This window comes from Vibrio vulnificus NBRC 15645 = ATCC 27562 (assembly GCF_002224265.1).
Classification (GTDB): Bacteria; Pseudomonadota; Gammaproteobacteria; order Enterobacterales; family Vibrionaceae; genus Vibrio; species Vibrio vulnificus.
In genome coordinates, this window is sequence record NZ_CP012881.1 from 2,322,332 (window position 1) to 2,341,040 (window position 18,709).

The following is an 18,709-nucleotide window of genomic DNA, read 5'->3' on the forward strand; positions in this document are numbered from 1 at the left end:
GAGAGCTGTAGATAAAAAAGCTTGATGCGGTGGCATCAAGCTTTTTTAATTAATCGAACCTCGAACCTCGAACCTCGAACCTCGAACCTCGAACCTATCGAAATTGTCCAGCGTCGGGCAGAAACTCAAAACCCGCAGTGGCCAATTTGGCTTCTAATGCTGCACGATCAATATCGAAATAACGCACGAGTTTATCGAGGTCACCGGCAAAATCGTCACGCAGCTTCATGTTGACGATGCTCATCAACATGATCGGATCCATGGATGCAAAGTTTGCCAAGTTCATCAATCAGTCCTCAAAATCTGAAATGAGTAAGTTGGCGGCGGCAAAAGCGGCTTTCTCACGTGTTTCTTTCGGTAGTGTTTCATCTGCGGCAATATCGTTTAGTGCTTTAACTGCACACGAGATTGCTTGCGGAATGTACCCTTGGTCACCACTACCAATTTGAGCGTAAAGCTCACGAACTAACTCACAACAGCCGTATACTTGCATGGCGTTTTCCTTGAACTTAAACAAATGATAACTGCTCTCAAATATACACAGTGTGGTTTTGAAACTCAAAGCTCAGAGTTGTTTTGGCGCAAGTTAATGCTCCCCCTGAGCAAAGATTCATCAACGCAATTGCAGTTCAAGTTGTTCGATGACTTCAGGAGCCAGCTGTAGCTGCTTAGCCAGTTCTTGCAAATACGCTTTTTCCATAAAGCTTTGTTCGTCCGCGATGATCAGCGAGGCTAGGTAAATTTCACTTGCTTGTTGTGGTGATGTCGCTAACTTGGCAATGTCGGTTGGGTCGAGGGGCTTTTGTAGCTCTTGTTGAACGAGTTGTCGCACCCGTTCATCGGCGTTCATCTCACTGAGCGCTTGCTCTATCTGGGCTATTTCTTGCTGGTCAATATGACCATCTGCTTTGGCCATCGCAATCATCGCTTTGATGATCAGCACTGAGTGGTGATTGTCTTGTGGGTCGTAAGCTTCCGTCACGCCAGTGTTTGGTTGAGTTCCTTGCCAGTCGTTGTAAACCTTATAAGCCAACGCACCTAAGGCTGCGGCGCCACCAATTTTGAGAGCATTCTTGCCGAGCTTCTTGGCCATCTTTCCGCTTTTTTTCGAACCCATCAGCATGCCGATGAGGCCGCCACCCAATGCGCCAGCACCGAGTGTTTTGAGTTGACTGGCGTTGGTGTTGTTTTTGATATTTTGGGTCTGTTTGTTCAATGCCTCTGAACCTTGTTTTAAAAGATCAGAGTTGAGGGCTTGATTGAGAAGACTTTTTAGATCCATGACGACTCTCCTGACTAAACATAAGGCAAGCATAACGGGAGAAATCTGAACCAAAGATTAATAGAAAAGGGATTGGCCTTGACCAATCCCTTTTAACTGTTGTTATAACACCGAGCTCGGTGTTATTTCAGTTGCGCTTTGATGTGCTCAACGATATCAGCCATCGCGACAGGTGTTTTTTCACCAGAACGACGGTTCTTATACTCAAAGTGACCTTCGTCCATGCTGCGATCGCCAATCACGATAGTGTGAGGGATACCGATCAGTTCCATATCAGAGAACATGACGCCAGGGCGCTCTTTACGGTCATCGAACAGCACTTCGATACCCATAGCCGTCAACTCGGCGTAAAGCTTTTCAGCTGCTTCTTGAACGCGCTCAGATTTGTGCATGTTCATTGGTACGATAGCGACTTGGAAAGGTGCGAGTGCGTCTGGCCAAATGATGCCGTATTTGTCGTTGTTTTGTTCGATAGCCGCAGCAACAACGCGAGAAACTCCGATACCGTAACAGCCCATCTCTAGGATCACGTTTTTACCGTTGGAATCGAGAACGCCACAGTTCATCGCTTCAGAGTACACATTACCGAGTTGGAAAATGTGACCCACTTCGATACCACGTTTCAGCATCAATGTGCCTTTTCCACATGGGCTTGGATCGCCTTCGACGACGTTACGTAGGTCAGCAACTTGGCCAAGCTCTACATCACGACCCCAGTTAATACCGAAGTAGTGTTTGCCATCGATGTTTGCGCCCGCACCGAAATCGCTCATAACAGCAACCGAGCGGTCAACGATGAATGGTAGTTTAAGGCCAACAGGACCAAGAGAACCCGCACCTGCACCAATCAGTTCACGCATCTCTTCTTCCGTTGCCATCTCTAAAGGCGTCGCCACTTCAGCTAGGTTTTCTGCCTTGATTTCGTTGAGTTCGTGGTCACCACGGATGATCAGTGCAACGATAGGCGCTTCAATTGCGTCCGACGCTTTAACGAATAGCGTTTTAACGGTTTTCTCGATTGGTAGATCGAATTGCTCAACCAGTTCAGCGATGGTTTTGGCGTTTGGCGTATCCACTAGCGTCATCTCTTGAGTTGGCGCTGCACGCTCAACTGCAGGAGCGACGGCTTCTGCTTTTTCGATGTTGGCTGCGTAATCTGATTCCGTTGAGAAGGCGATCAGGTCTTCACCACTTTCAGCCAGTACGTGGAACTCCTGAGAACCGTTACCACCGATCGCACCAGAGTCTGCGAGAACAGGGCGGTACTCAAGACCCATGCGGTCGAATGCTTTACAGTAAGCATCGTGCATTGCTTGGTAAGATTTTTCCAGACCCGCTTTGTCGATATCGAAGCTGTACGCATCCATCATGCAAAATTCACGTGCACGCATCACACCAAAACGTGGACGACGCTCATCGCGGAATTTGGTTTGGATTTGGTATAGGTTGATCGGTAGCTGTTTGTACGAGCTTACTTCGTTACGAACAAGCGCAGTGATCACTTCTTCTGCTGTTGGGCTGAGTACAAACGGACGAACATGGCGGTCAGTAAAGCGAAGAAGTTCCGGGCCCATTTTTTCAGAGCGGCCAGTCTCTTCCCATAGTTCAAACGGCTGCACAACGGGCATCAAGGTTTCAATTGCACCTGCATTGTCGATCTCTTGACGAACGATGTTTTCGACTTTACGCAGTACACGTAGACCGGTAGGCAGCCAGGTGTAAAGACCTGAAGCCAGCTTACGGATCATACCTGCACGTAGCATGAGCTGATGGCTCACTACTTCTGCGTCGTTTGGAGTCTCCTTCAGAGTAGAAAGAAGATATTTACTGGTACGCATTCTATGGTATCCGTTTCATCATGGTTTGAATAACCCCTCAAAAATGAGGGAACAAAATTAAGCTGACTATGATATCAGCCATTTGTGATTGTCAAAAGCGTTCGATGCGGCTAACCGTCACTATCTTATCTTGGATGACGAATTTGATGTTCAAATCGAACAAATTTACCGCATATTCTTTCTCATCCGGTTTGTTTTTCTTATAGGCAGGGCGAGGATCTTGTGCCAAAACTTGCTCTATGACCTGTTTTTCAAGTGGTCCATTTGGTCGTGTCGCCAATAGGGCGTCTGCTTCACTGGAGAAGATTACTGGTGAGCGCTCTGGTTCTGACTCTGCGTAGCCACCGATGGCATCGGGAATGCTGTCGGAATAGGGGATGTAAGGTTTGATATCAATGATGGGGGTGCCATCGACTAAATCTACACTGCCAAGATCGAGATAGACCTGATCGCCTTGCTTGCTTATCCCTTTTATTTCCACCGCTGACATGCCAATGCCGTTGGGGCGAAACGTTGAACGGGTGGCAAATACGCCCATGCGCTCATTGCCACCTAGGCGAGGAGGGCGAACGGTGGGTTTCCAACCCGCGGCTAAGTTTTGATCAAACAAAAACAGCAACCAAACGTGGGAAAATTGCGCCAAACCTCTTACTGACTCGGGGGTATTGGCACTGCCCACCAGTTTTACCCGTGCCGTCGCTGCAGGGACTAAGCGAGGTTGTCTGGGTACCGCGAATTTCTCTTTATAGGGGCTCTCAATAAAGCCAATAGGATCAATGGAGTGCATAGTGAGTCAAATAAAAAACAACAGATGAGTTGAAAAATATCACAGTTTTCTCTTGCATTTCTTGTTGATAATAATTATTAATTAATATGTTATAACATAACAATTGTCGGAGAGAGAAAAATGAAACCAGGAATCCATCCTGAATATCGCAAAGTCGTGTTCCACGATACCAGTGTTGATCACTATTTTATTGTCGGTTCGACTTTGCAAACTGACCGCACCATCGAATGGGAAGATGGCCAAACCTACCCGTACTTCACCATTGAAGTCTCCTCGGAATCACATCCGTTTTACACCGGTAAGCAAAGAGTGGTGCAAAAAGAGGGTCGAGTGGCGAACTTCAATCGTCGTTTTGCTCAGTTTGGTTCGAAAGAAGGTTAAGAAATGAAAGTACTGAAGTCACTGAAGAGCGCAAAAGCGCGTCATCCAGATTGCCAGATCGTCAGACGACGTGGTCGCTTATACGTTATTTGCAAAAGTAATCCACGTTTTAAAGCGGTACAAAAATAAACGACGGTGCGCGACATTGGCTGGAATAGCCTTCAGAATTGAATGGTTATTTATATCGTATAGTGTTGGTTTGTTTGCTTATTTATAATTCCAGTTAATAACAATAAACTGGTTTATAAGGCCATATTTTAAACATTAATTGGTTAATAATATCGCCATCGGAAAAGTTTTGTAACATTTGTTATTTCGTTTTCCCTCTCTTGTCGAGTAACCTGCCCAGGCTTTTGACATTTTTGTCACAAATGCACAGGAAAAACTACAAGGAGGGAACAGATGAGTTCATCTGCTTCGATTAAGCAAACTTCACCTAAGAAACCGCTCTTTACGCGCTTTCTAGACACGGTTGAATATTTGGGGAACTTGTTACCCCACCCAATCACACTTTTCGCCATCTTCTGTTTGGCAATCTTAATTTCTTCTGGCATCGCGGGCTATTTTGAAGTCTCCGTTGTCGACCCTCGCCCTGAGGGTGCCAAGGGCCGCGCTGCTGACGGTATGATTCACGTTGTGAGCTTACTGAACGCAGACGGACTAGAGCTGATCGTGACCAATCTCGTTAAAAACTTTGTCGGCTTTGCTCCTTTAGGCACCGTACTGGTGGCCATGTTGGGTGTTGCGATTGCTGAACACTCCGGTCTACTTTCTGCGGCTATGCGTGGCATGGTGATGGGTGCGTCTAAACGCATGGTGACCGTCACGGTTGTCTTTGCTGGTATCATCTCGAACACCGCCTCTGAGCTTGGCTATGTGGTTCTGATCCCGCTTGCGGCGATGCTGTTCCACTCACTAGGTCGTCACCCTCTTGCGGGCTTGGCGGCTGCGTTTGCGGGTGTGTCTGGTGGTTACTCGGCAAACTTGTTGATCGGTACGGTGGATCCCCTGCTTTCTGGTATTACTGAAACGGCAGCAAAAATGATCGACCCTACTTACACGGTTGGTCCTGAAGTGAACTGGTACTTCATGTTTGCGTCAACCTTTGTCATTGCAGGTTTGGGTGCGTTTGTCACCGAAAAAATCGTTGAGCCTAAACTGGGTAAATACAACGTTGAGGAAGCTGCAGAAGATCTCTCAAACGATAAGATGGGCAGCCTCACTGACATTGAGAAGAAAGGTCTGAAACTGGCGGGCGTTGCGGTTTTAGTCGTATCGGCATTACTTGCTTGGACGATTGTGCCAGCTGACGGTGTGTTGCGCTCTGACGCAGGCACGGTAGCGGGTTCCCCATTCCTTAAGAGCATTGTTGCGTTTATTTTTGTCTTCTTCGCAATCCCTGGTTTTGTTTACGGGAAAGTCGTTGGCACGATGAAGAATGACCGCGATGTGATTGATGCGATGTCAAAATCCATGTCTTCAATGGGGATGTACATTGTGTTGGTGTTCTTTGCTGCTCAGTTTGTTGCTTTCTTTAAGTGGACTAACTTCGGTCAAGTTTTCGCAGTGGCGGGTGCGGATTTCCTACAGACCATTGGTCTTACTGGCCCGATGCTGTTCTTTGCCTTCATTCTTATGTGTGGCTTCATTAACTTGATGATTGGTTCTGCCTCTGCTCAGTGGGCGGTTACTGCACCGATCTTTGTTCCAATGTTGATGCTGGTGGGTTATGCGCCTGAAACGATTCAAGCGGCATACCGTATCGGTGATTCCGTAACGAACATCATCACGCCGATGATGAGCTACTTCGGTCTGATCCTTGCTGTTGCCACTCGCTACATGAAGAACATGGGTATCGGTACACTGATCTCTGTGATGCTGCCGTATTCTATCGTCTTTATGGTGGGTTGGAGCTTGTTGTTCTACGTATGGGTATTTGTGTTTGGTTTGCCAGTCGGCCCAGGCGCAGCAACCTACTACACGCCATAAGCCTTAACTCGACATCTCGACTCGAAAAAACAAAAGCCTGCGAATATCGCAGGCTTTTTGTATTGGATGAACCAAGGCGAGAGCTGAGCTTGATAACAAATTATCGCTTAGCCAAAATGCGATCCAAATGATTGGCAAATTCACGGCGTTCGGTTTGCGAGAGAGCCGCAGGGCCGCCAGTTTGGATTCCACTTGAGCGCATGGTTTCCATAAAGTCACGAATGTTAAGGCGTGCTTTGATGGTGTCTTTAGTATACAACTCACCACGTGAACTTAAGGCAAGTCCGCCTTTGGTGATCACTTCATCGGCGAGCGGAATATCAGAAGTAATCACCAAATCGTTTGGTTCCACACGTTTGACGATCTCGTTATCCGCAATGTCGAAGCCGGCAGGCACTTGCAAACTGTGGATGTTGGGCCTTCTTGGTACTGGTACAACGTGATTCGCAACAAAGGTGCATTCGACACCGGTTCGCTCTGCTGCGCGGACAATGGTTTCTCGAATCACTTTTGGACAGGCGTCGGCATCAACCCATATCTTCATTGGTTTTTCTCTTTTAGCTGTGCTTCTAATGCATCGATACGAGTAGCCAACTTCAGGACGGTGGCTTCGAGTTGGGCAATACGTTCTGCATCTTGATTGGTTTGACTTGCCACTTCGATCTTCGGTACGCGCTGGGCGCTCTTCCAGCTTTTGATCGCGGCAATGATCGCAGGCATGGGGATCGATGTTTTTAATCGTGCTTTCACGAGCGCGACAGAGGGCTCTTTTCCTTGTTGCTGAAGCTGTTCAAGCACCGCTTCCAGCTCTTTGGTGACATCTTGAGTTAACATTTTTTCTTCCTGATAACGATATGTTTATCATGATACGTGGCACTAAGGTTTTTGGCGAATAGCAATTTCGGTAATCGCGTGTGAGAGATCTCTTACACAGCTTGTGCGAGAAAGCTAATTCATCGTAAGAGGAATGGATGTTAAAAACTGCTAACTTAATGATTAATAAGGAATGTTAATGTGATGTAATGGTTTGCATAAGCGTTTTTCTTTGCCAGTGGATTGCTCCGTTCAAGAAAAAGAGTAAATTAAACCTTGTCGGAAGGATGCTGACACGGAACAGGAAACGCCAAGGATTTGGTTATCGTCAGGAAGACGATTTGGTTGCTCAGGATGAGGAATCAAGCAAGGAGCGAAGGACCTTGTAAGGAAACAATCATCAATAGGATGTTGATGACAAAGGAATGACGTGGACACCTCGAGGATTGAGGCAAGGACAGTATCAGGACGATACCAAGGGACACCGCTCAAGGAACAAGTGATGTGCGCTAACAGGAATAGTTAGCTATCAGGAAGATTTAGGACACCGCTAGGAAGGCGATGTACGGATTCGCTGAAGGATTCAGCCACTATTAAGGATGATGCAGGGAGCATTATTAGTAGCCGGACTGCTGCGAGTAAGACCATAGCCCCGATACGAAAGTGTCGGGGCTTTTCTTATCGTCATCTCTTCACACTCTCTACCGTCAGATCGATATAACTATTTTATAAACAACGTTAAAAAACAATCTGGATCAATAACTCTTTGTTCAAGTTGGTTTAATTTTTCGGCTTCTCAATTGGGCGTAACGAATTTGCAATGCGCGAAATCGGTATCGCCATATCAAGGATAGAATGTGACCATAGTAACTCGAAGGACATTACTCCTTCCTTACAATGAATCATTAAAGCTCGAATTCGTGATGCTAAATTGCTGTGCGAAGAATCGGGCGCAACTCAATGGTCCATACACGGTTGCCAATGCCAAGCTTCTGTTTGATAAAGTATTGAATGATAAAACGATCCATGCCAGAGCCGTCTTGGATAACTACAATCGCGAATACATGGGGCATGTCTATATCGCGCATTTAGATAGTCAACCTGAACTGGAGTTCATGTTTGATAAATCGTACTGGGGTAAGGGGATCGCCAGCGAAACATTGAAGGCGTTTGTGCCCAAAGCGATGCATGAATTGCAGTTGGAGAGCTTAACGGCACACATTAAACCTCAGAACATCGCTGCAATCAAAGTGCTCACCAAGCTGGGCTTTTATGATGTTACCCAGCTTAGTCAGTGTAATGCGCTCGTGACAATGCGTTTTACATCCGATGAGGTGGCAGGAAAAAGTTCAGCGGCCTGAATCCGGTCATCATCAGTTGTCCTTGGTAGCAGTCGTCACCGAGTGCTGAAAATTCAAATAAATAGACAGTATGCCAACGCCAGCTTCCCTCTGGCGTTTTTAATTTGTGCCCGCCAAACGCAACACTAATGAGTTGTAACTCCAGTTGGTCGCATTTGCGTGCTATCGCAGCCTTGGCCAGTTCCGATTGGCGACGTTGTTGCCAAAAGAGAAAACAGAAAAAACACAATCCTAAAATGGCAAACAAATCACCGACCATGGTTTATCCTTTTGTAGCCTGTTGTAGATTTAAAAGTGCATTGGCCAGCTCTGGTGATGGGCTGGAGTGTAGCAGAGGTAGTAGCACCATTCTAAGCTGTGGAAGCATCACTAAGTCGGCAAACAGTTGATTGAACAGGTTTTGATTACCCGTTTGTGCCAAACGAACCAAAAAGAGCTGTGCGACCTCCGCTTCGGCCAACCAATGCCAAGCGCGACCTGCAATACCAATCAACACTTCCTGATGGCTCAATCTAGGGCTGGCTAGCAGTGTATTCATCAAGGGTTTCACTTGTGCTTGTTTTGCGCCTGACAGCGCTCGAATCAGCGCGGAGAGCAAAAACAGATCAGGGTGTGGCTTGGCGATTTCACTTTCAGTGAGCTCAATTAAGCGGGCCGTTAGCTTTTCAGGCAAGGTGACATGCTCTAAAGCTCCGAGCAGAGCATACAATGGCGTTGAAGGAAGGTGTGTCAGTGCTTTACGTATTAGCACGCCATTTTGCTCTTGATCCAATCGAGCACAGATGTCGGTAATGCCCTGCAAGCCAACGGTTTGCCAGTTCTCCCAACCCAATTTCCCTTGGAAATAGATTTGGGCGTGTTCGTAATATTGGCTGGTCGGTAACTGCAGTTGTGCGCGCACCAAGCTATGAAACACTGCCATTTTGTCTTCAGAAGGTTTAAACGTATAAGGATTATTCGCCAACTTTTGTTGCTGTTCCTCACTCATTTCTTGCGATAAACGCGTTCCCATTGCTTCTACGACAAACTTAATGAAGTTGCCGATGTCGGCTTGTTTCAATAGACCACGCTCATCGAGTTCAAATTTCAAAAACCAAATCCATGGTTGCTTTTGCTCATTCCAATACACAATAGCCAAATTGGCTTTACGTTGCAGAGGGTAGGGATAAGGCGCTGAGCCTTTTTCTATCTCGGCAAATTGCGCTTGGCTGATTGGATTGATACGACGGCCCAAATCATAAATAGCGTATTGGCAGTCGCTGGCGGTAAGGAGTTGACTGAGAGTGTGTATGGTATCCATGAAGCATGTTGTCCTAACTTTATTTCTTCAATAAATGGTATCATTCGCGGCTAATTCAAGGTTCGGAATGTAAAGATTAATGACAAACACCTCAACTTTGACGGGATTATTGCGACAACTTGAGTTGGAGCTGAAACGTTTAGGCTGGTGGGATGAAATACCCCCAGAGCCTGCCTTGTTGCAAAGCGAAATGCCTTTTGCAGTCGACACGTTAGCGCCGCAACAATGGTTGCAGTGGATCTTCATCGCTCGCATGCAGCAGATGATGGCACAAGGGGCGTCACTGCCTAAGGGGTTTCTGCTCACCCCTTATTTTGAAGAAGCTTGGAAAGAACAGCGTGATACACAAACGTTGTTGAGTGTTTTGCGTACGATTGATGAGGTAAGCCAGTAATGCTGGAGATTGTGTATCAGGATGACTATTTTGTGGCCGTGAATAAACCAGCGGGCATGCTTGTGCATCGCAGTTGGCTGGATAAACATGAAACGCAATTTGTAATGCAAACATTGCGCGATCAAATTGGTCAGCATGTTTTTCCGCTTCATCGCCTGGATCGTCCAACCTCTGGGGTGCTGGTTTTTGCACTGTCCTCTGAAGTTGCATCTCAGGTTATGCCCATGTTTGCCGGGCAGGAGATGAGCAAAACCTACCATGCGATTGTGCGCGGCTGGATAGAGGAAGCGGGAGAGTTAGACTACGCGTTGAAGGTCGAACTGGACAAGATTGCGGATAAGTTTGCTTCGCAAGAGAAGGAAGCACAAGACGCGATTACGCTCTACAAACCGCTTGCCAAAGTGGAAGTTCCTTATTCAACGGGCAAATTCCCAACGACCCGCTATGGATTAATGGAGCTCAAGCCGAAAACTGGTCGTAAGCATCAACTTCGTCGCCATATGGCGCATCTTCGTCATCCGATCGTGGGTGATACCACCCATGGTGACGGCAAACACAATAAGCTGTTCCGTGAAGAGTTTGACGCGCCGAGATTGCTGCTGCACGCCTCTGAACTGAGATTTGTCCATCCGTATACACAGCAAGAAGTGGTGATTCGAGCAGAGGTCGATAAAGTTTGGCAACAGCTGTTTGAACGTTTTGAGTGGCCGAGCACCTTGCTTACCGCAAGCCACTAACGCATTCATATTGGGTGAGCACAGTAAAAAGGGTTGATGTCCTATCAACCCTTTGTCATTTATGCAGTTTTAAACCAATGAGGCGAGCTTCGCTTATTTGAGTTTTTCGAGATCCGCTTCAATTTCGGCAATTTTGCTCGCCACCACTTTCTCAAGATGCTTCAGATCGGTGAGGATCTTTTGTTTGATATCCACATCTTCTTGTTTGGGGGGCTTGGTGATTTTATTGAGCTCATCAATGACTAAGGTGAGGTTGCGATTAATTTCTGTGACTTCTTTATATTGATGACTACCGCTATCAACCAGGACATTTTTGACTTGTCGTGGATACTTGAATTTCACGCTTTTGGCAAAAAACTCGCCTTTTTGCTTGTGGAAATAGATTTTTAATACGTCTTTGTGTGCTTCCTGACGGAGCGAGTAGCGTTCAATCTGGCTAGGATCATGAATACCCAGTCCAGTGAGGTGTGGATACATAAGCGACCTCTATTTAGGTATGACTGTTAAGATTCAATGTAGCAGTCAAATCATGTGGTAGATAGCTGATAATCCGACCAATTGACTAAGTTGTGCACGAGATCGCGCTCGGTATCCTTGGTGCAAAAATCCCTCAGCAGAGCATGCTGAGGGATTTATCAAAAGCAGAATTTTATGATGAGCTTAAGGGGCGAGTTCGGCGATGTTGTAAATCAGTTTTTCGCGTAACTGGACTTCTTGCTCTTCGCTGAGTCGTCCGCCATTCTCACTCGTCAGAATAAATAAGTCTTCCGCTCGTTCACCTATCGTGGTGATTTTTGCCCCATGTAAGTTGAATCCCATATCAGCGAAGGTCGCGCCTGTAATCGCAAGTAGCCCTGGAGTATCGAGCGCCACCAGTTCCATCAAGGTGCGTTTTTTACTCTTCGTGGGTAGGAAATCCACTTTGGTTTTCACTTTGAAATGTTGCAACTTATAAGGCGTGCGACGGGTTTTAACTTTGGTGGGACGACCATCAGTTAGCACGTGCATCAGATGCTTGATGACCGCTTTGTGATTGTCGACGTCGATTGCTTGGCCGTGTTGGTCGAGTACCATAAAGGTATCCAGTACGTAACCGTCTTTGCTGCTCATGATCTGTGCGTCATGCACGTTAAAATTACGACGGTCTAGCTCTGCCACCACGGTGGCAAATAGCGCATGTTGATCTTTGGTGTAGACAAAAACCTCGGTGCCGCCACGAGTGGCCTTTTTACTCATGAGCACTAAAGGCTGCTCAGGGTTGTCCATACGCAGAATATGTTCGCAATGCCAGGCGATCTGTTTATGAGTGTGGCGCAGGAAATAATCCGCTTTGAAACGTTGCCACAATACTTCGATTTCTCGAGCGGTAAAGCCTTCTTTACGCAGTAAAGCTGAAGCAAGCTGTTGGTTGTGACGAATACGCTCACGCACGTCGACTGGATTTTCTAATCCACGTCGTAAGGCTCTTTGGGTGGAATAAAACAGCTCCGCTAGCAAGGTGCGTTTCCAACTGTTCCAAAGCTCTGGGTTGGTGGCACAAATGTCTGCGACGGTGAGGCAAACCAAGTATTCCAAACGTTCTTCATCGCGCACTTGTTTGGCAAACTCAGTGATCACCTCGGGGTCATAAATGTCGCGACGCTGAGCCGTGACCGACATCAGCAGATGGTGTCGCACCAGCCAAGAAACCAGTTTGGCTTCGGGCTTGGAAAGACCGTGTTCAATACAGAAATCGTACGCTTCCTTCTCGCCAATTTCTGAGTGATCGCCGCCACGTCCTTTGCCGATGTCATGAAAAATCGCGGCAAGAATCAATAACTCTTTCTTTTGCAGCCTTGGATAAAGCTCACAACAGATGGGGTGTTTGTCGTGATTCTTCGCATAACTAAAGGTGTTAATGTGATTGAGCAGTCGCACACTATGTTCATCCACGGTATAGACGTGGAAAAGGTCAAATTGCATCTGCCCGACAATCTGACTCCATTGAGGCAAATAAGCGGCGAGTACCCCAAGCTTATGCATTAAGCTAAAGGCTCGATGAAGTGCATTCGGGTGACGAACCAGCTGCATAAATTTTTCACGCGCTTCCGGAATGGTATGAAGAAATTTGTTCAAACGGCGGCGAGCGGTGCGCAATTGGCGTAGCGTTGGCGGGCTGACACTGTCGATGGTGGAATCGTTGGCGATGTGCAAAAACATATCAAGAATGGTTTCTGGACGTGCTTGGAACAATGCTGGTTTACGCGCCTCGATTAAACGGCCTCGGCGTTGAAAATCTTCATTGATGATGATCGCTGGCTCGGTTTCCCCGCCGTTAATGATGGCTTGGTCAAACAGCTTGAGCAGCATCTTATTGAGCTCCGCAACACGGCGTAGTGTGCGGTAGAACTCCTTCATCATCATTTCAATGCCGCGGTTTCCTTCACCTTTAAAGCCCAAATGTTCAGCGACCTGTATTTGATGGGCGAAGGTCAATCGATTGTCATAACGTTTTAGCTCGATGTGTAGCGCAAAACGCACTCGCCATAGAAAATCTTGGCATTCAACCAGTTCGCGATACTCGGCATCGGTCAGAAAACCATAGCGGCTCATTTCAAGCAGCGAAGTGGCACCAAAATGACGACGCGCTACCCAACTTAAGGTATGAATGTCGCGTAATCCACCCGGTGTCGATTTTATGTCGGGCTCCAAATTGTAAGTGGTATCGTGATAACGAGCATGGCGATCGCGCTGCTCTTGAATCTTGGCACGGTAGAAGGTCTCACTGGGCCAGAAGGAGTCAGAGAGCACCACTTTTTTCAAATCTTGGAAGGTGTTTTCACTGCCGCACAACAATCGAGCTTCCTGCAGGTTAGTGGCGACGGTCAAATCTTCACGGCCTATTGCTGCGCACTCTTCAACCGTACGGACAGCATGACCCACTTCTAAGCGCAAATCCCAAAGTAAAGTGATGAACTCGCTCAGTTTGGCCTCTAACTCGCTGGGTAGTTTGTGTTTAGAGAGCACCAGTATATCGATGTCGGATAGCGGGTGAAGCTCACCTCGGCCATATCCCCCTACCGCGACCAAGGAAATATTGTGAATTTCGCTAAACCCGTAGTAGCGCCAAAGACGGGTCAATAGCAGATCCATGTATTCCGCGCGTGAGAGCACTAAGTCTGTCACCGGATGATGGTTAAGAAACGCTTGTTTCTGCTCATTGGCAAAAAGATCGAGCTGTGATTTAAGTTGGGCAACCGTCAGTTGTTCGTCATTGAAGGTGAGTGGAGATTGAAAAGCCATAGTTTGCTATCCGTGCAATCGTTATCTGCTAATGAATGTAACAGAGTTGCGACTGATAAAAAATATCCCCGCATAGGCGCAATGTAGATCAGATAAGGATCGGTTGACCGATCCTTCTGATGAGAGACAATCGGAAACCTGTTTATAGGTTTCCGATTTTTTATGTCTATCCAAAACTATTTTGCTGACTTTCTTGAAGAGAGTCCTGTTGATGTCGCTCAGCTAACCACCTTCTCCGAGCATATTCCTGATGAGTGGGTTGCTAAAGCGGCAACACTTTCCGATAAAGCGACAATTCGTCGACGTCGTTTACCTAGTGATATGGTTCTTTGGCTTATTGTTGGAATGGCGTTTTTCCGCAATGAGTCTATTGCAGAAGTCGCACGGCGAATGAATGTCTGTGCCGAGGGCTTAGCCGATGAGGAACTGCTAGCTAAAAGTGCTTTAACGCAAGCAAGGCAACGCCTTGGTAAAGCGGCTCCAGAATGGTTGTTTAGACAATGCAGTCACACATGGGGTCTAGAGCGTTACCCCGAGGATACTTGGCAAGGCTTACAAGTCTTCGCTATTGATGGGGCTCTTTTTCGAACCGCTGATACATCAGAACTAAGAGAACATTTTGGGTCAGGTAATACATCCAGCGAGAGGCAGACACCTCATCCAGTACTTAGGGTGGTGACCATGATGAATGTTCGCTCACATGTCATTGTAGACGCAGCTATAAGCCCCTATCGTCGTGGTGAAATACCACTTGCAATGCCCTTTATTGACTCTCTACCTGATAACTCAGTGACTTTACTAGATAAGGGGTTTTATGGCGCAGACTTACTTCTTTCTCTCCAAAATAGTGGCTCCAACAGGCATTGGTTGTTACCAGCGAAGAAAGGGGTGAAATTCAGACTTCTGGACGATGAAGAGAGCGACGACATGTTGGTAGAAATGAAAGTCTCTCCACAGGCTCGCAAGAAAAATCCTAACCTACCTGAAAAATGGCAAGTCAGAGCCGTTACTTATCAAGTACAAGGTAAGCACAAAACAGTGTTTACGTCTTTGCCTAGGGAAGAGTACGATGCGGAATCAGTAGCCGAGCTTTACCATGAGAGATGGGAAATTGAGTTAGGGTACAGAGACATAAAAAGTTCGATGCAGCACAACGCGTTAGTGCTGAGGAGTAAGACGGTCGAGCTTGTCTATCAAGAGTTATGGGGGCTGTTGCTTGGTTATAACTTGGTAAGACGAGAAGCCAGTCAAGCGGCCGTAGCACATGGTCGAATGGCCAATGAAATCAGTTTTAAATACGCTTGTCAGTTCATCGCTAGTCAACTGAAAGTAATGAGCAAAGCGGTATCTCCAGGTAATACACCGAAGCGTCTAAAAAGTCTGCGCGGAGACTTATCCATCCTTTTTATAGACAAACGCCCTAAGCCAAATCGGCCTAGGGCGGTAAAAATATCAAAGACCCGATATCCTGTTAATCGCAAGGCAGCTCCTCTTAAGTGAACTACATTGCCCGCATAGGCGGGGATAGAAAAACGAAATGATCCGATGGGATTAGATATTCTTCATAAGGCGAGGGATGGATTCTTCACTGCGCAGAGTGAGCACTTCACAACCGTCTTTAGTGACGAGAATCGTGTGTTCCCACTGTGCTGAATTTTTACCGTCACCAGTGTAAACCGTCCAATCATCTTCAGCATCGACAGTACAACCGAATTTACCTGCATTGATCATCGGCTCGATAGTAAAACACATGCCTTCTTTTAACACACGACGATCGCTATTGCGGTAATGAACGACTTGAGGTTCTTCGTGGAACTCATCACCAATGCCGTGACCACAGAAATCTTTCACAATAGAGAACTTATTGCGTGGGTTGTTTTTATTATTGTCTTTGATGTATTTCTCGATCGCGGTACCAATATCACCCACGGTCGCACCCGGTTTGACTTGACGCATACCAATGTACAGGGCCTCTTGCGCCACCATGCATAGGCGTTTGTTGGCTGGAGAAACATCGCCAACGAGGAACATTTTTGATGTATCACCGTGGAAACCTTGAGGACGAAGCGAGAGATCGGCCTTCTCGTCATCAGGAATGATCACCGTGATATCAACGTTAACGATGTCGCCATTTTTCAAAATCGCAGGTTTCATTTGGCCGTTGCTGCCGATTTCATCTTTTGATGCTGGAATGCCGTGACAAACAATGTGGTTGATTGACGTGCAAATCGATTTAGGAAAACCGTGGTAATCCAATGGCGCAGAGTAAGCACCTTTTTCTAGAGCGTAATCGTGACAAATCTGATTCAGTTCATCCGTTGTTACCCCTTCCTTGATGTATGGCTCAATCATTTCCAGGATTTCTGCGGCCAGTTTACCGGCAATTCTCATGCGCTCAATTTGCTGAGTAGTTTTAATCTTAATTGACATTGGCTTTCTCTACTTAATTCGGGGGCACATCAGAGTGTGCTGATGCGGCATTCTAACAGGAAGAAATGAGAATGTGTATTTGTCTGAAAAACGAGAGCCTATCCAGGGCTATTTTTTATGGGTTGCATTCGTTTGGCTTCATGGCTAAATGCATTTTTTTTTGCCTTCAATGGGCAAAATATGGTATAAAGCGCGCCGGAAATGAGGACTGTTCTCTTCGTTAAGAGAAACTTAATGGCGAAGCAGGCTTCTTCCAAAAACACTTTTTCTTTAAATCACACACATTCCGACACATGTTCCGGGGTGCCCAGCGATTAGGCTAGGGTCGGATACATGGGGGATGTGGAGGCCTAACCCCATAGAGGATTTTAAAATGGCAACTGTATCAATGCGCGATATGCTGAAAGCGGGTGTACACTTCGGTCACCAAACTCGTTACTGGAACCCAAAAATGAAGCCATTCATCTTTGGCGCTCGTAACCGCGTTCACATCATCAACCTAGAAAAAACTGTACCAATGTTCAACGAAGCTCTAGCTGAGCTAGTTAAAGTTGGCGAGAAAAAAGGTAAAGTTCTTTTCGTAGGTACTAAGCGCGCTGCATCTGAAGCTGTTAAAGAAGCTGCAATCGCAAGCAACCAGTACTACGTAAACAACCGTTGGTTGGGTGGTATGCTGACTAACTACAAAACTGTTCGTCAGTCAATCAAACGTCTAAAAGAGCTTGAAGTTCAGTCTACTGACGGTACTTTCGACAAGCTTACTAAGAAAGAAGCTCTAATGCGCACTCGCGAAATGGAGAAGCTAGAGAAGTCTCTTGGTGGTATCAAAGATATGGGTGGTCTTCCAGACGCTCTATTCGTAATCGATGCTGATCACGAGCACATTGCTATCAAAGAAGCGAACAACCTGGGCATTCCAGTATTCGCAGTAGTTGATACAAACTCTAACCCAGACGGCGTTGATTACATCATCCCAGGTAACGATGACGCTATCCGTGCAGTTCAACTATACCTGAACGCTGCGGCATCTTCTCTAACTGAAGGCCGTAACAAAGACGTTGCAGCTGTAGCTGAGAAAGACGGTTTCGTAGAAGCTGAATAATCGCGGCTCTGTGTCACACTTAGTCCATGTGCAACCTGTTTGTCGCATAAACTAAGTTATAGTTAGCATCAGGGGCCGAAATACTGGCCCCTGATTTTTACCGTATCCAGAATTAACTGAGGAATAGAGAATGGCTGTTACTGCTGCTCTAGTAAAAGAACTGCGCGAACGTACTGGCGCAGGTATGATGGAATGTAAGAAGGCGCTTGTTGAAACTAACGGCGACGTTGAACTAGCAATTGAAAACATGCGTAAGTCTGGCGCAGCGAAAGCAGCTAAGAAAGCTGGTAACGTTGCAGCTGAAGGCGCAATCTTCATTAAAGAAGAAAACGGTGTTGCAGTTCTTCTTGAAGTAAACTGTCAGACTGACTTCGTTGCTAAAGACGGTAACTTTACTGCATTCGCTGGCAAAGTTGCAGCTGAAGCATTGGCATCTAAAGCGTCTATCGAAGAGCTACAAGCTAAATTCGAAGAAGAGCGTGTTGCTCTAGTTGCTAAGATCGGTGAAAACATCAACATCCGTCGCGTTCAGTTCGTTGAAGGTACTGCGCTAGCTTCTTACCGTCACGGTGAGAAAATCGGTGTTGTTGTTGCTGGTGAAGGTGATGCTGAAACTCTAAAACACATCGCAATGCACGTTGCGGCTTCTCGCCCAGAATACGTGAACCCAGAAGACGTACCAGCTGACGTTGTAGCGAAAGAGCGTGAAGTTCAAGTAGAAATCGCTATGAACGAAGGTAAGCCAAAAGAAATCGCAGAGAAAATGGTTGAAGGCCGCATGAAGAAATTCACTGGCGAAGTTTCTCTGACTGGTCAACCATTCGTAATGGAACCTAAGAAATCTGTTGCTGAAATCCTTAAAGAGCGTGGCGCTTCTGTTGTTACTTTCGTTCGCCTAGAAGTTGGTGAAGGTATCGAGAAAGCTGAAGGCCTAAGCTTCGCAGAAGAAGTTGCACTGGCTCAAAAAGGTTAATCCTTAGAGATTGTGCAAAGATTAGACCGTAGCCAAGGCT

At 46.6% G+C, this 18,709-nt stretch carries 21 protein-coding genes; 9 read left to right on the top strand and 12 right to left on the bottom strand.

What is annotated here, in order from left to right; genetic code table 11:
• Window positions 1-94: 94 nt before the first annotated feature.
• From AOT11_RS10775 to tsaA, 5 genes are all read right to left on the bottom strand, one after another.
• Entirely contained in the window at window positions 95-286 is a 192-nt protein-coding gene (locus AOT11_RS10775; protein ID WP_011079741.1) for a DUF4250 domain-containing protein, read from the bottom strand.
• A gap of 3 nt (window positions 287-289) precedes the next feature.
• Window positions 290-493, bottom strand: coding sequence for a YaeP family protein (locus AOT11_RS10780; protein WP_017420216.1), 204 nt, complete (start codon window positions 491-493; stop codon window positions 290-292).
• A 120-nt stretch (window positions 494-613) separates the two neighbouring features.
• Window positions 614-1,282, bottom strand: a complete 669-nt coding sequence (locus AOT11_RS10785; protein WP_026060771.1) for a tellurite resistance TerB family protein — start codon at window positions 1,280-1,282, stop codon at window positions 614-616.
• A 122-nt stretch (window positions 1,283-1,404) separates the two neighbouring features.
• Window positions 1,405-3,120, bottom strand: coding sequence for a proline--tRNA ligase (locus AOT11_RS10790; RefSeq protein WP_017420214.1), 1,716 nt, complete (start codon window positions 3,118-3,120; stop codon window positions 1,405-1,407).
• A 91-nt stretch (window positions 3,121-3,211) separates the two neighbouring features.
• Window positions 3,212-3,907 (bottom strand): tRNA (N6-threonylcarbamoyladenosine(37)-N6)-methyltransferase TrmO, encoded by a 696-nt coding sequence (gene tsaA, locus AOT11_RS10795; RefSeq protein ID WP_017420213.1) that lies wholly within the window; start codon window positions 3,905-3,907, stop codon window positions 3,212-3,214.
• 120 nt (window positions 3,908-4,027) lie between these two features.
• Between tsaA and AOT11_RS10800 the strand changes: the two genes are divergently transcribed.
• The 3 genes from AOT11_RS10800 to AOT11_RS10810 all read left to right on the top strand — a co-directional run bounded on the left by AOT11_RS10800 (window position 4,028) and on the right by AOT11_RS10810 (window position 6,277).
• The gene (locus AOT11_RS10800) at window positions 4,028-4,288 is read left to right on the top strand and encodes a type B 50S ribosomal protein L31 (protein ID WP_017420212.1); all 261 of its coding nucleotides are present in this window, start codon (window positions 4,028-4,030) and stop codon (window positions 4,286-4,288) included.
• Between the two features lie 3 nt (window positions 4,289-4,291).
• On the top strand, window positions 4,292-4,417 hold the full coding sequence (ykgO, locus tag AOT11_RS10805) for a type B 50S ribosomal protein L36 (protein WP_011150971.1): 126 nt from the start codon (window positions 4,292-4,294) through the stop codon (window positions 4,415-4,417).
• Between the two features lie 273 nt (window positions 4,418-4,690).
• The gene (locus tag AOT11_RS10810) at window positions 4,691-6,277 is read left to right on the top strand and encodes an AbgT family transporter (RefSeq protein WP_017420211.1); all 1,587 of its coding nucleotides are present in this window, start codon (window positions 4,691-4,693) and stop codon (window positions 6,275-6,277) included.
• A gap of 100 nt (window positions 6,278-6,377) precedes the next feature.
• Here the strand turns inward: AOT11_RS10810 and AOT11_RS10815 are convergent, their stop codons facing one another.
• Together AOT11_RS10815 and AOT11_RS10820 are read right to left on the bottom strand one after the other, a co-directional pair.
• Window positions 6,378-6,821 (bottom strand): YaiI/YqxD family protein, encoded by a 444-nt coding sequence (locus tag AOT11_RS10815; protein ID WP_017420210.1) that lies wholly within the window; start codon window positions 6,819-6,821, stop codon window positions 6,378-6,380.
• Window positions 6,818-7,111, bottom strand: a complete 294-nt coding sequence (locus AOT11_RS10820) for a hypothetical protein (RefSeq protein WP_017420209.1) — start codon at window positions 7,109-7,111, stop codon at window positions 6,818-6,820. The genes AOT11_RS10815 and AOT11_RS10820 overlap by 4 nt, the downstream gene beginning before the upstream one ends.
• Before the next feature lie 836 nt (window positions 7,112-7,947).
• Between AOT11_RS10820 and AOT11_RS10830 the strand changes: the two genes are divergently transcribed.
• Window positions 7,948-8,451, top strand: a complete 504-nt coding sequence (locus tag AOT11_RS10830; protein WP_017420207.1) for a GNAT family N-acetyltransferase — start codon at window positions 7,948-7,950, stop codon at window positions 8,449-8,451.
• Here AOT11_RS10830 and AOT11_RS10835 read toward each other — a convergent pair.
• Both AOT11_RS10835 and AOT11_RS10840 read right to left on the bottom strand, forming a co-directional pair.
• Window positions 8,411-8,710: a DUF3301 domain-containing protein gene (locus AOT11_RS10835; RefSeq protein ID WP_017420206.1), complete on the bottom strand. Its 300-nt coding sequence runs from the start codon at window positions 8,708-8,710 to the stop codon at window positions 8,411-8,413. The two genes, AOT11_RS10830 and AOT11_RS10835, sit on opposite strands and share 41 nt — an antisense overlap.
• 3 nt (window positions 8,711-8,713) lie before the next feature.
• Window positions 8,714-9,751: a DUF3549 family protein gene (locus AOT11_RS10840; RefSeq protein ID WP_017420205.1), complete on the bottom strand. Its 1,038-nt coding sequence runs from the start codon at window positions 9,749-9,751 to the stop codon at window positions 8,714-8,716.
• Window positions 9,752-9,830: 79 nt separating this feature from the next.
• Here AOT11_RS10840 and AOT11_RS10845 point away from each other — a divergent pair, with 79 nt between their 5' ends.
• Complete coding sequence (locus AOT11_RS10845) at window positions 9,831-10,145, top strand: YqcC family protein (protein ID WP_017420204.1); 315 nt, start codon at window positions 9,831-9,833, stop codon at window positions 10,143-10,145.
• Complete coding sequence (gene truC / locus AOT11_RS10850) at window positions 10,145-10,882, top strand: tRNA pseudouridine(65) synthase TruC (protein WP_017420203.1); 738 nt, start codon at window positions 10,145-10,147, stop codon at window positions 10,880-10,882. The genes AOT11_RS10845 and truC overlap by 1 nt, the downstream gene beginning before the upstream one ends.
• Window positions 10,883-10,975: 93 nt before the next feature.
• Here the strand turns inward: truC and AOT11_RS10855 are convergent, their stop codons facing one another.
• Both AOT11_RS10855 and glnD read right to left on the bottom strand, forming a co-directional pair.
• On the bottom strand, window positions 10,976-11,359 hold the full coding sequence (locus tag AOT11_RS10855) for a DUF3461 family protein (RefSeq protein WP_011079759.1): 384 nt from the start codon (window positions 11,357-11,359) through the stop codon (window positions 10,976-10,978).
• Between the two features lie 183 nt (window positions 11,360-11,542).
• Window positions 11,543-14,164, bottom strand: coding sequence for a bifunctional uridylyltransferase/uridylyl-removing protein GlnD (gene glnD / locus AOT11_RS10860; RefSeq protein ID WP_017420202.1), 2,622 nt, complete (start codon window positions 14,162-14,164; stop codon window positions 11,543-11,545).
• 162 nt (window positions 14,165-14,326) lie between these two features.
• On the opposite strand from glnD, the gene AOT11_RS10865 reads away from it, so the two are divergent.
• Entirely contained in the window at window positions 14,327-15,664 is a 1,338-nt protein-coding gene (locus tag AOT11_RS10865) for an IS4-like element ISVvu3 family transposase (RefSeq protein WP_011149570.1), read from the top strand.
• A gap of 51 nt (window positions 15,665-15,715) precedes the next feature.
• Here the strand turns inward: AOT11_RS10865 and map are convergent, their stop codons facing one another.
• A complete protein-coding gene (map, locus tag AOT11_RS10870; protein WP_017419568.1) occupies window positions 15,716-16,594 on the bottom strand; it encodes a type I methionyl aminopeptidase in 879 nt (292 codons plus the stop codon).
• A gap of 373 nt (window positions 16,595-16,967) precedes the next feature.
• On the opposite strand from map, the gene rpsB reads away from it, so the two are divergent.
• Window positions 16,968-17,696 (top strand): 30S ribosomal protein S2, encoded by a 729-nt coding sequence (gene rpsB, locus AOT11_RS10875; protein ID WP_011079762.1) that lies wholly within the window; start codon window positions 16,968-16,970, stop codon window positions 17,694-17,696.
• A 130-nt stretch (window positions 17,697-17,826) separates the two neighbouring features.
• Window positions 17,827-18,669: a translation elongation factor Ts gene (tsf, locus tag AOT11_RS10880; protein WP_011079763.1), complete on the top strand. Its 843-nt coding sequence runs from the start codon at window positions 17,827-17,829 to the stop codon at window positions 18,667-18,669.
• Window positions 18,670-18,709 lie beyond the last annotated feature (40 nt).

Excerpts from the sequence above, each read along its gene's own strand:
- AOT11_RS10775 (WP_011079741.1), bottom strand. The coding sequence starts at position 286 with ATGAACTTGGCAAACTTTGCATCCATGGATCCGATCATGTTGATGAGC.
- AOT11_RS10780 (WP_017420216.1), bottom strand. The coding sequence starts at position 493 with ATGCAAGTATACGGCTGTTGTGAGTTAGTTCGTGAGCTTTACGCTCAA.
- AOT11_RS10785 (WP_026060771.1), bottom strand. The coding sequence starts at position 1,282 with ATGGATCTAAAAAGTCTTCTCAATCAAGCCCTCAACTCTGATCTTTTA.
- AOT11_RS10790 (WP_017420214.1), bottom strand. The coding sequence starts at position 3,120 with ATGCGTACCAGTAAATATCTTCTTTCTACTCTGAAGGAGACTCCAAAC.
- tsaA (WP_017420213.1), bottom strand. The coding sequence starts at position 3,907 with ATGCACTCCATTGATCCTATTGGCTTTATTGAGAGCCCCTATAAAGAG.
- AOT11_RS10800 (WP_017420212.1), top strand. The coding sequence starts at position 4,028 with ATGAAACCAGGAATCCATCCTGAATATCGCAAAGTCGTGTTCCACGAT.
- ykgO (WP_011150971.1), top strand. The coding sequence starts at position 4,292 with ATGAAAGTACTGAAGTCACTGAAGAGCGCAAAAGCGCGTCATCCAGAT.
- AOT11_RS10810 (WP_017420211.1), top strand. The coding sequence starts at position 4,691 with ATGAGTTCATCTGCTTCGATTAAGCAAACTTCACCTAAGAAACCGCTC.
- AOT11_RS10815 (WP_017420210.1), bottom strand. The coding sequence starts at position 6,821 with ATGAAGATATGGGTTGATGCCGACGCCTGTCCAAAAGTGATTCGAGAA.
- AOT11_RS10820 (WP_017420209.1), bottom strand. The coding sequence starts at position 7,111 with ATGTTAACTCAAGATGTCACCAAAGAGCTGGAAGCGGTGCTTGAACAG.
- AOT11_RS10835 (WP_017420206.1), bottom strand. The coding sequence starts at position 8,710 with ATGGTCGGTGATTTGTTTGCCATTTTAGGATTGTGTTTTTTCTGTTTT.
- AOT11_RS10840 (WP_017420205.1), bottom strand. The coding sequence starts at position 9,751 with ATGGATACCATACACACTCTCAGTCAACTCCTTACCGCCAGCGACTGC.
- AOT11_RS10845 (WP_017420204.1), top strand. The coding sequence starts at position 9,831 with ATGACAAACACCTCAACTTTGACGGGATTATTGCGACAACTTGAGTTG.
- truC (WP_017420203.1), top strand. The coding sequence starts at position 10,145 with ATGCTGGAGATTGTGTATCAGGATGACTATTTTGTGGCCGTGAATAAA.
- AOT11_RS10855 (WP_011079759.1), bottom strand. The coding sequence starts at position 11,359 with ATGTATCCACACCTCACTGGACTGGGTATTCATGATCCTAGCCAGATT.
- glnD (WP_017420202.1), bottom strand. The coding sequence starts at position 14,164 with ATGGCTTTTCAATCTCCACTCACCTTCAATGACGAACAACTGACGGTT.
- AOT11_RS10865 (WP_011149570.1), top strand. The coding sequence starts at position 14,327 with ATGTCTATCCAAAACTATTTTGCTGACTTTCTTGAAGAGAGTCCTGTT.
- map (WP_017419568.1), bottom strand. The coding sequence starts at position 16,594 with ATGTCAATTAAGATTAAAACTACTCAGCAAATTGAGCGCATGAGAATT.
- rpsB (WP_011079762.1), top strand. The coding sequence starts at position 16,968 with ATGGCAACTGTATCAATGCGCGATATGCTGAAAGCGGGTGTACACTTC.
- tsf (WP_011079763.1), top strand. The coding sequence starts at position 17,827 with ATGGCTGTTACTGCTGCTCTAGTAAAAGAACTGCGCGAACGTACTGGC.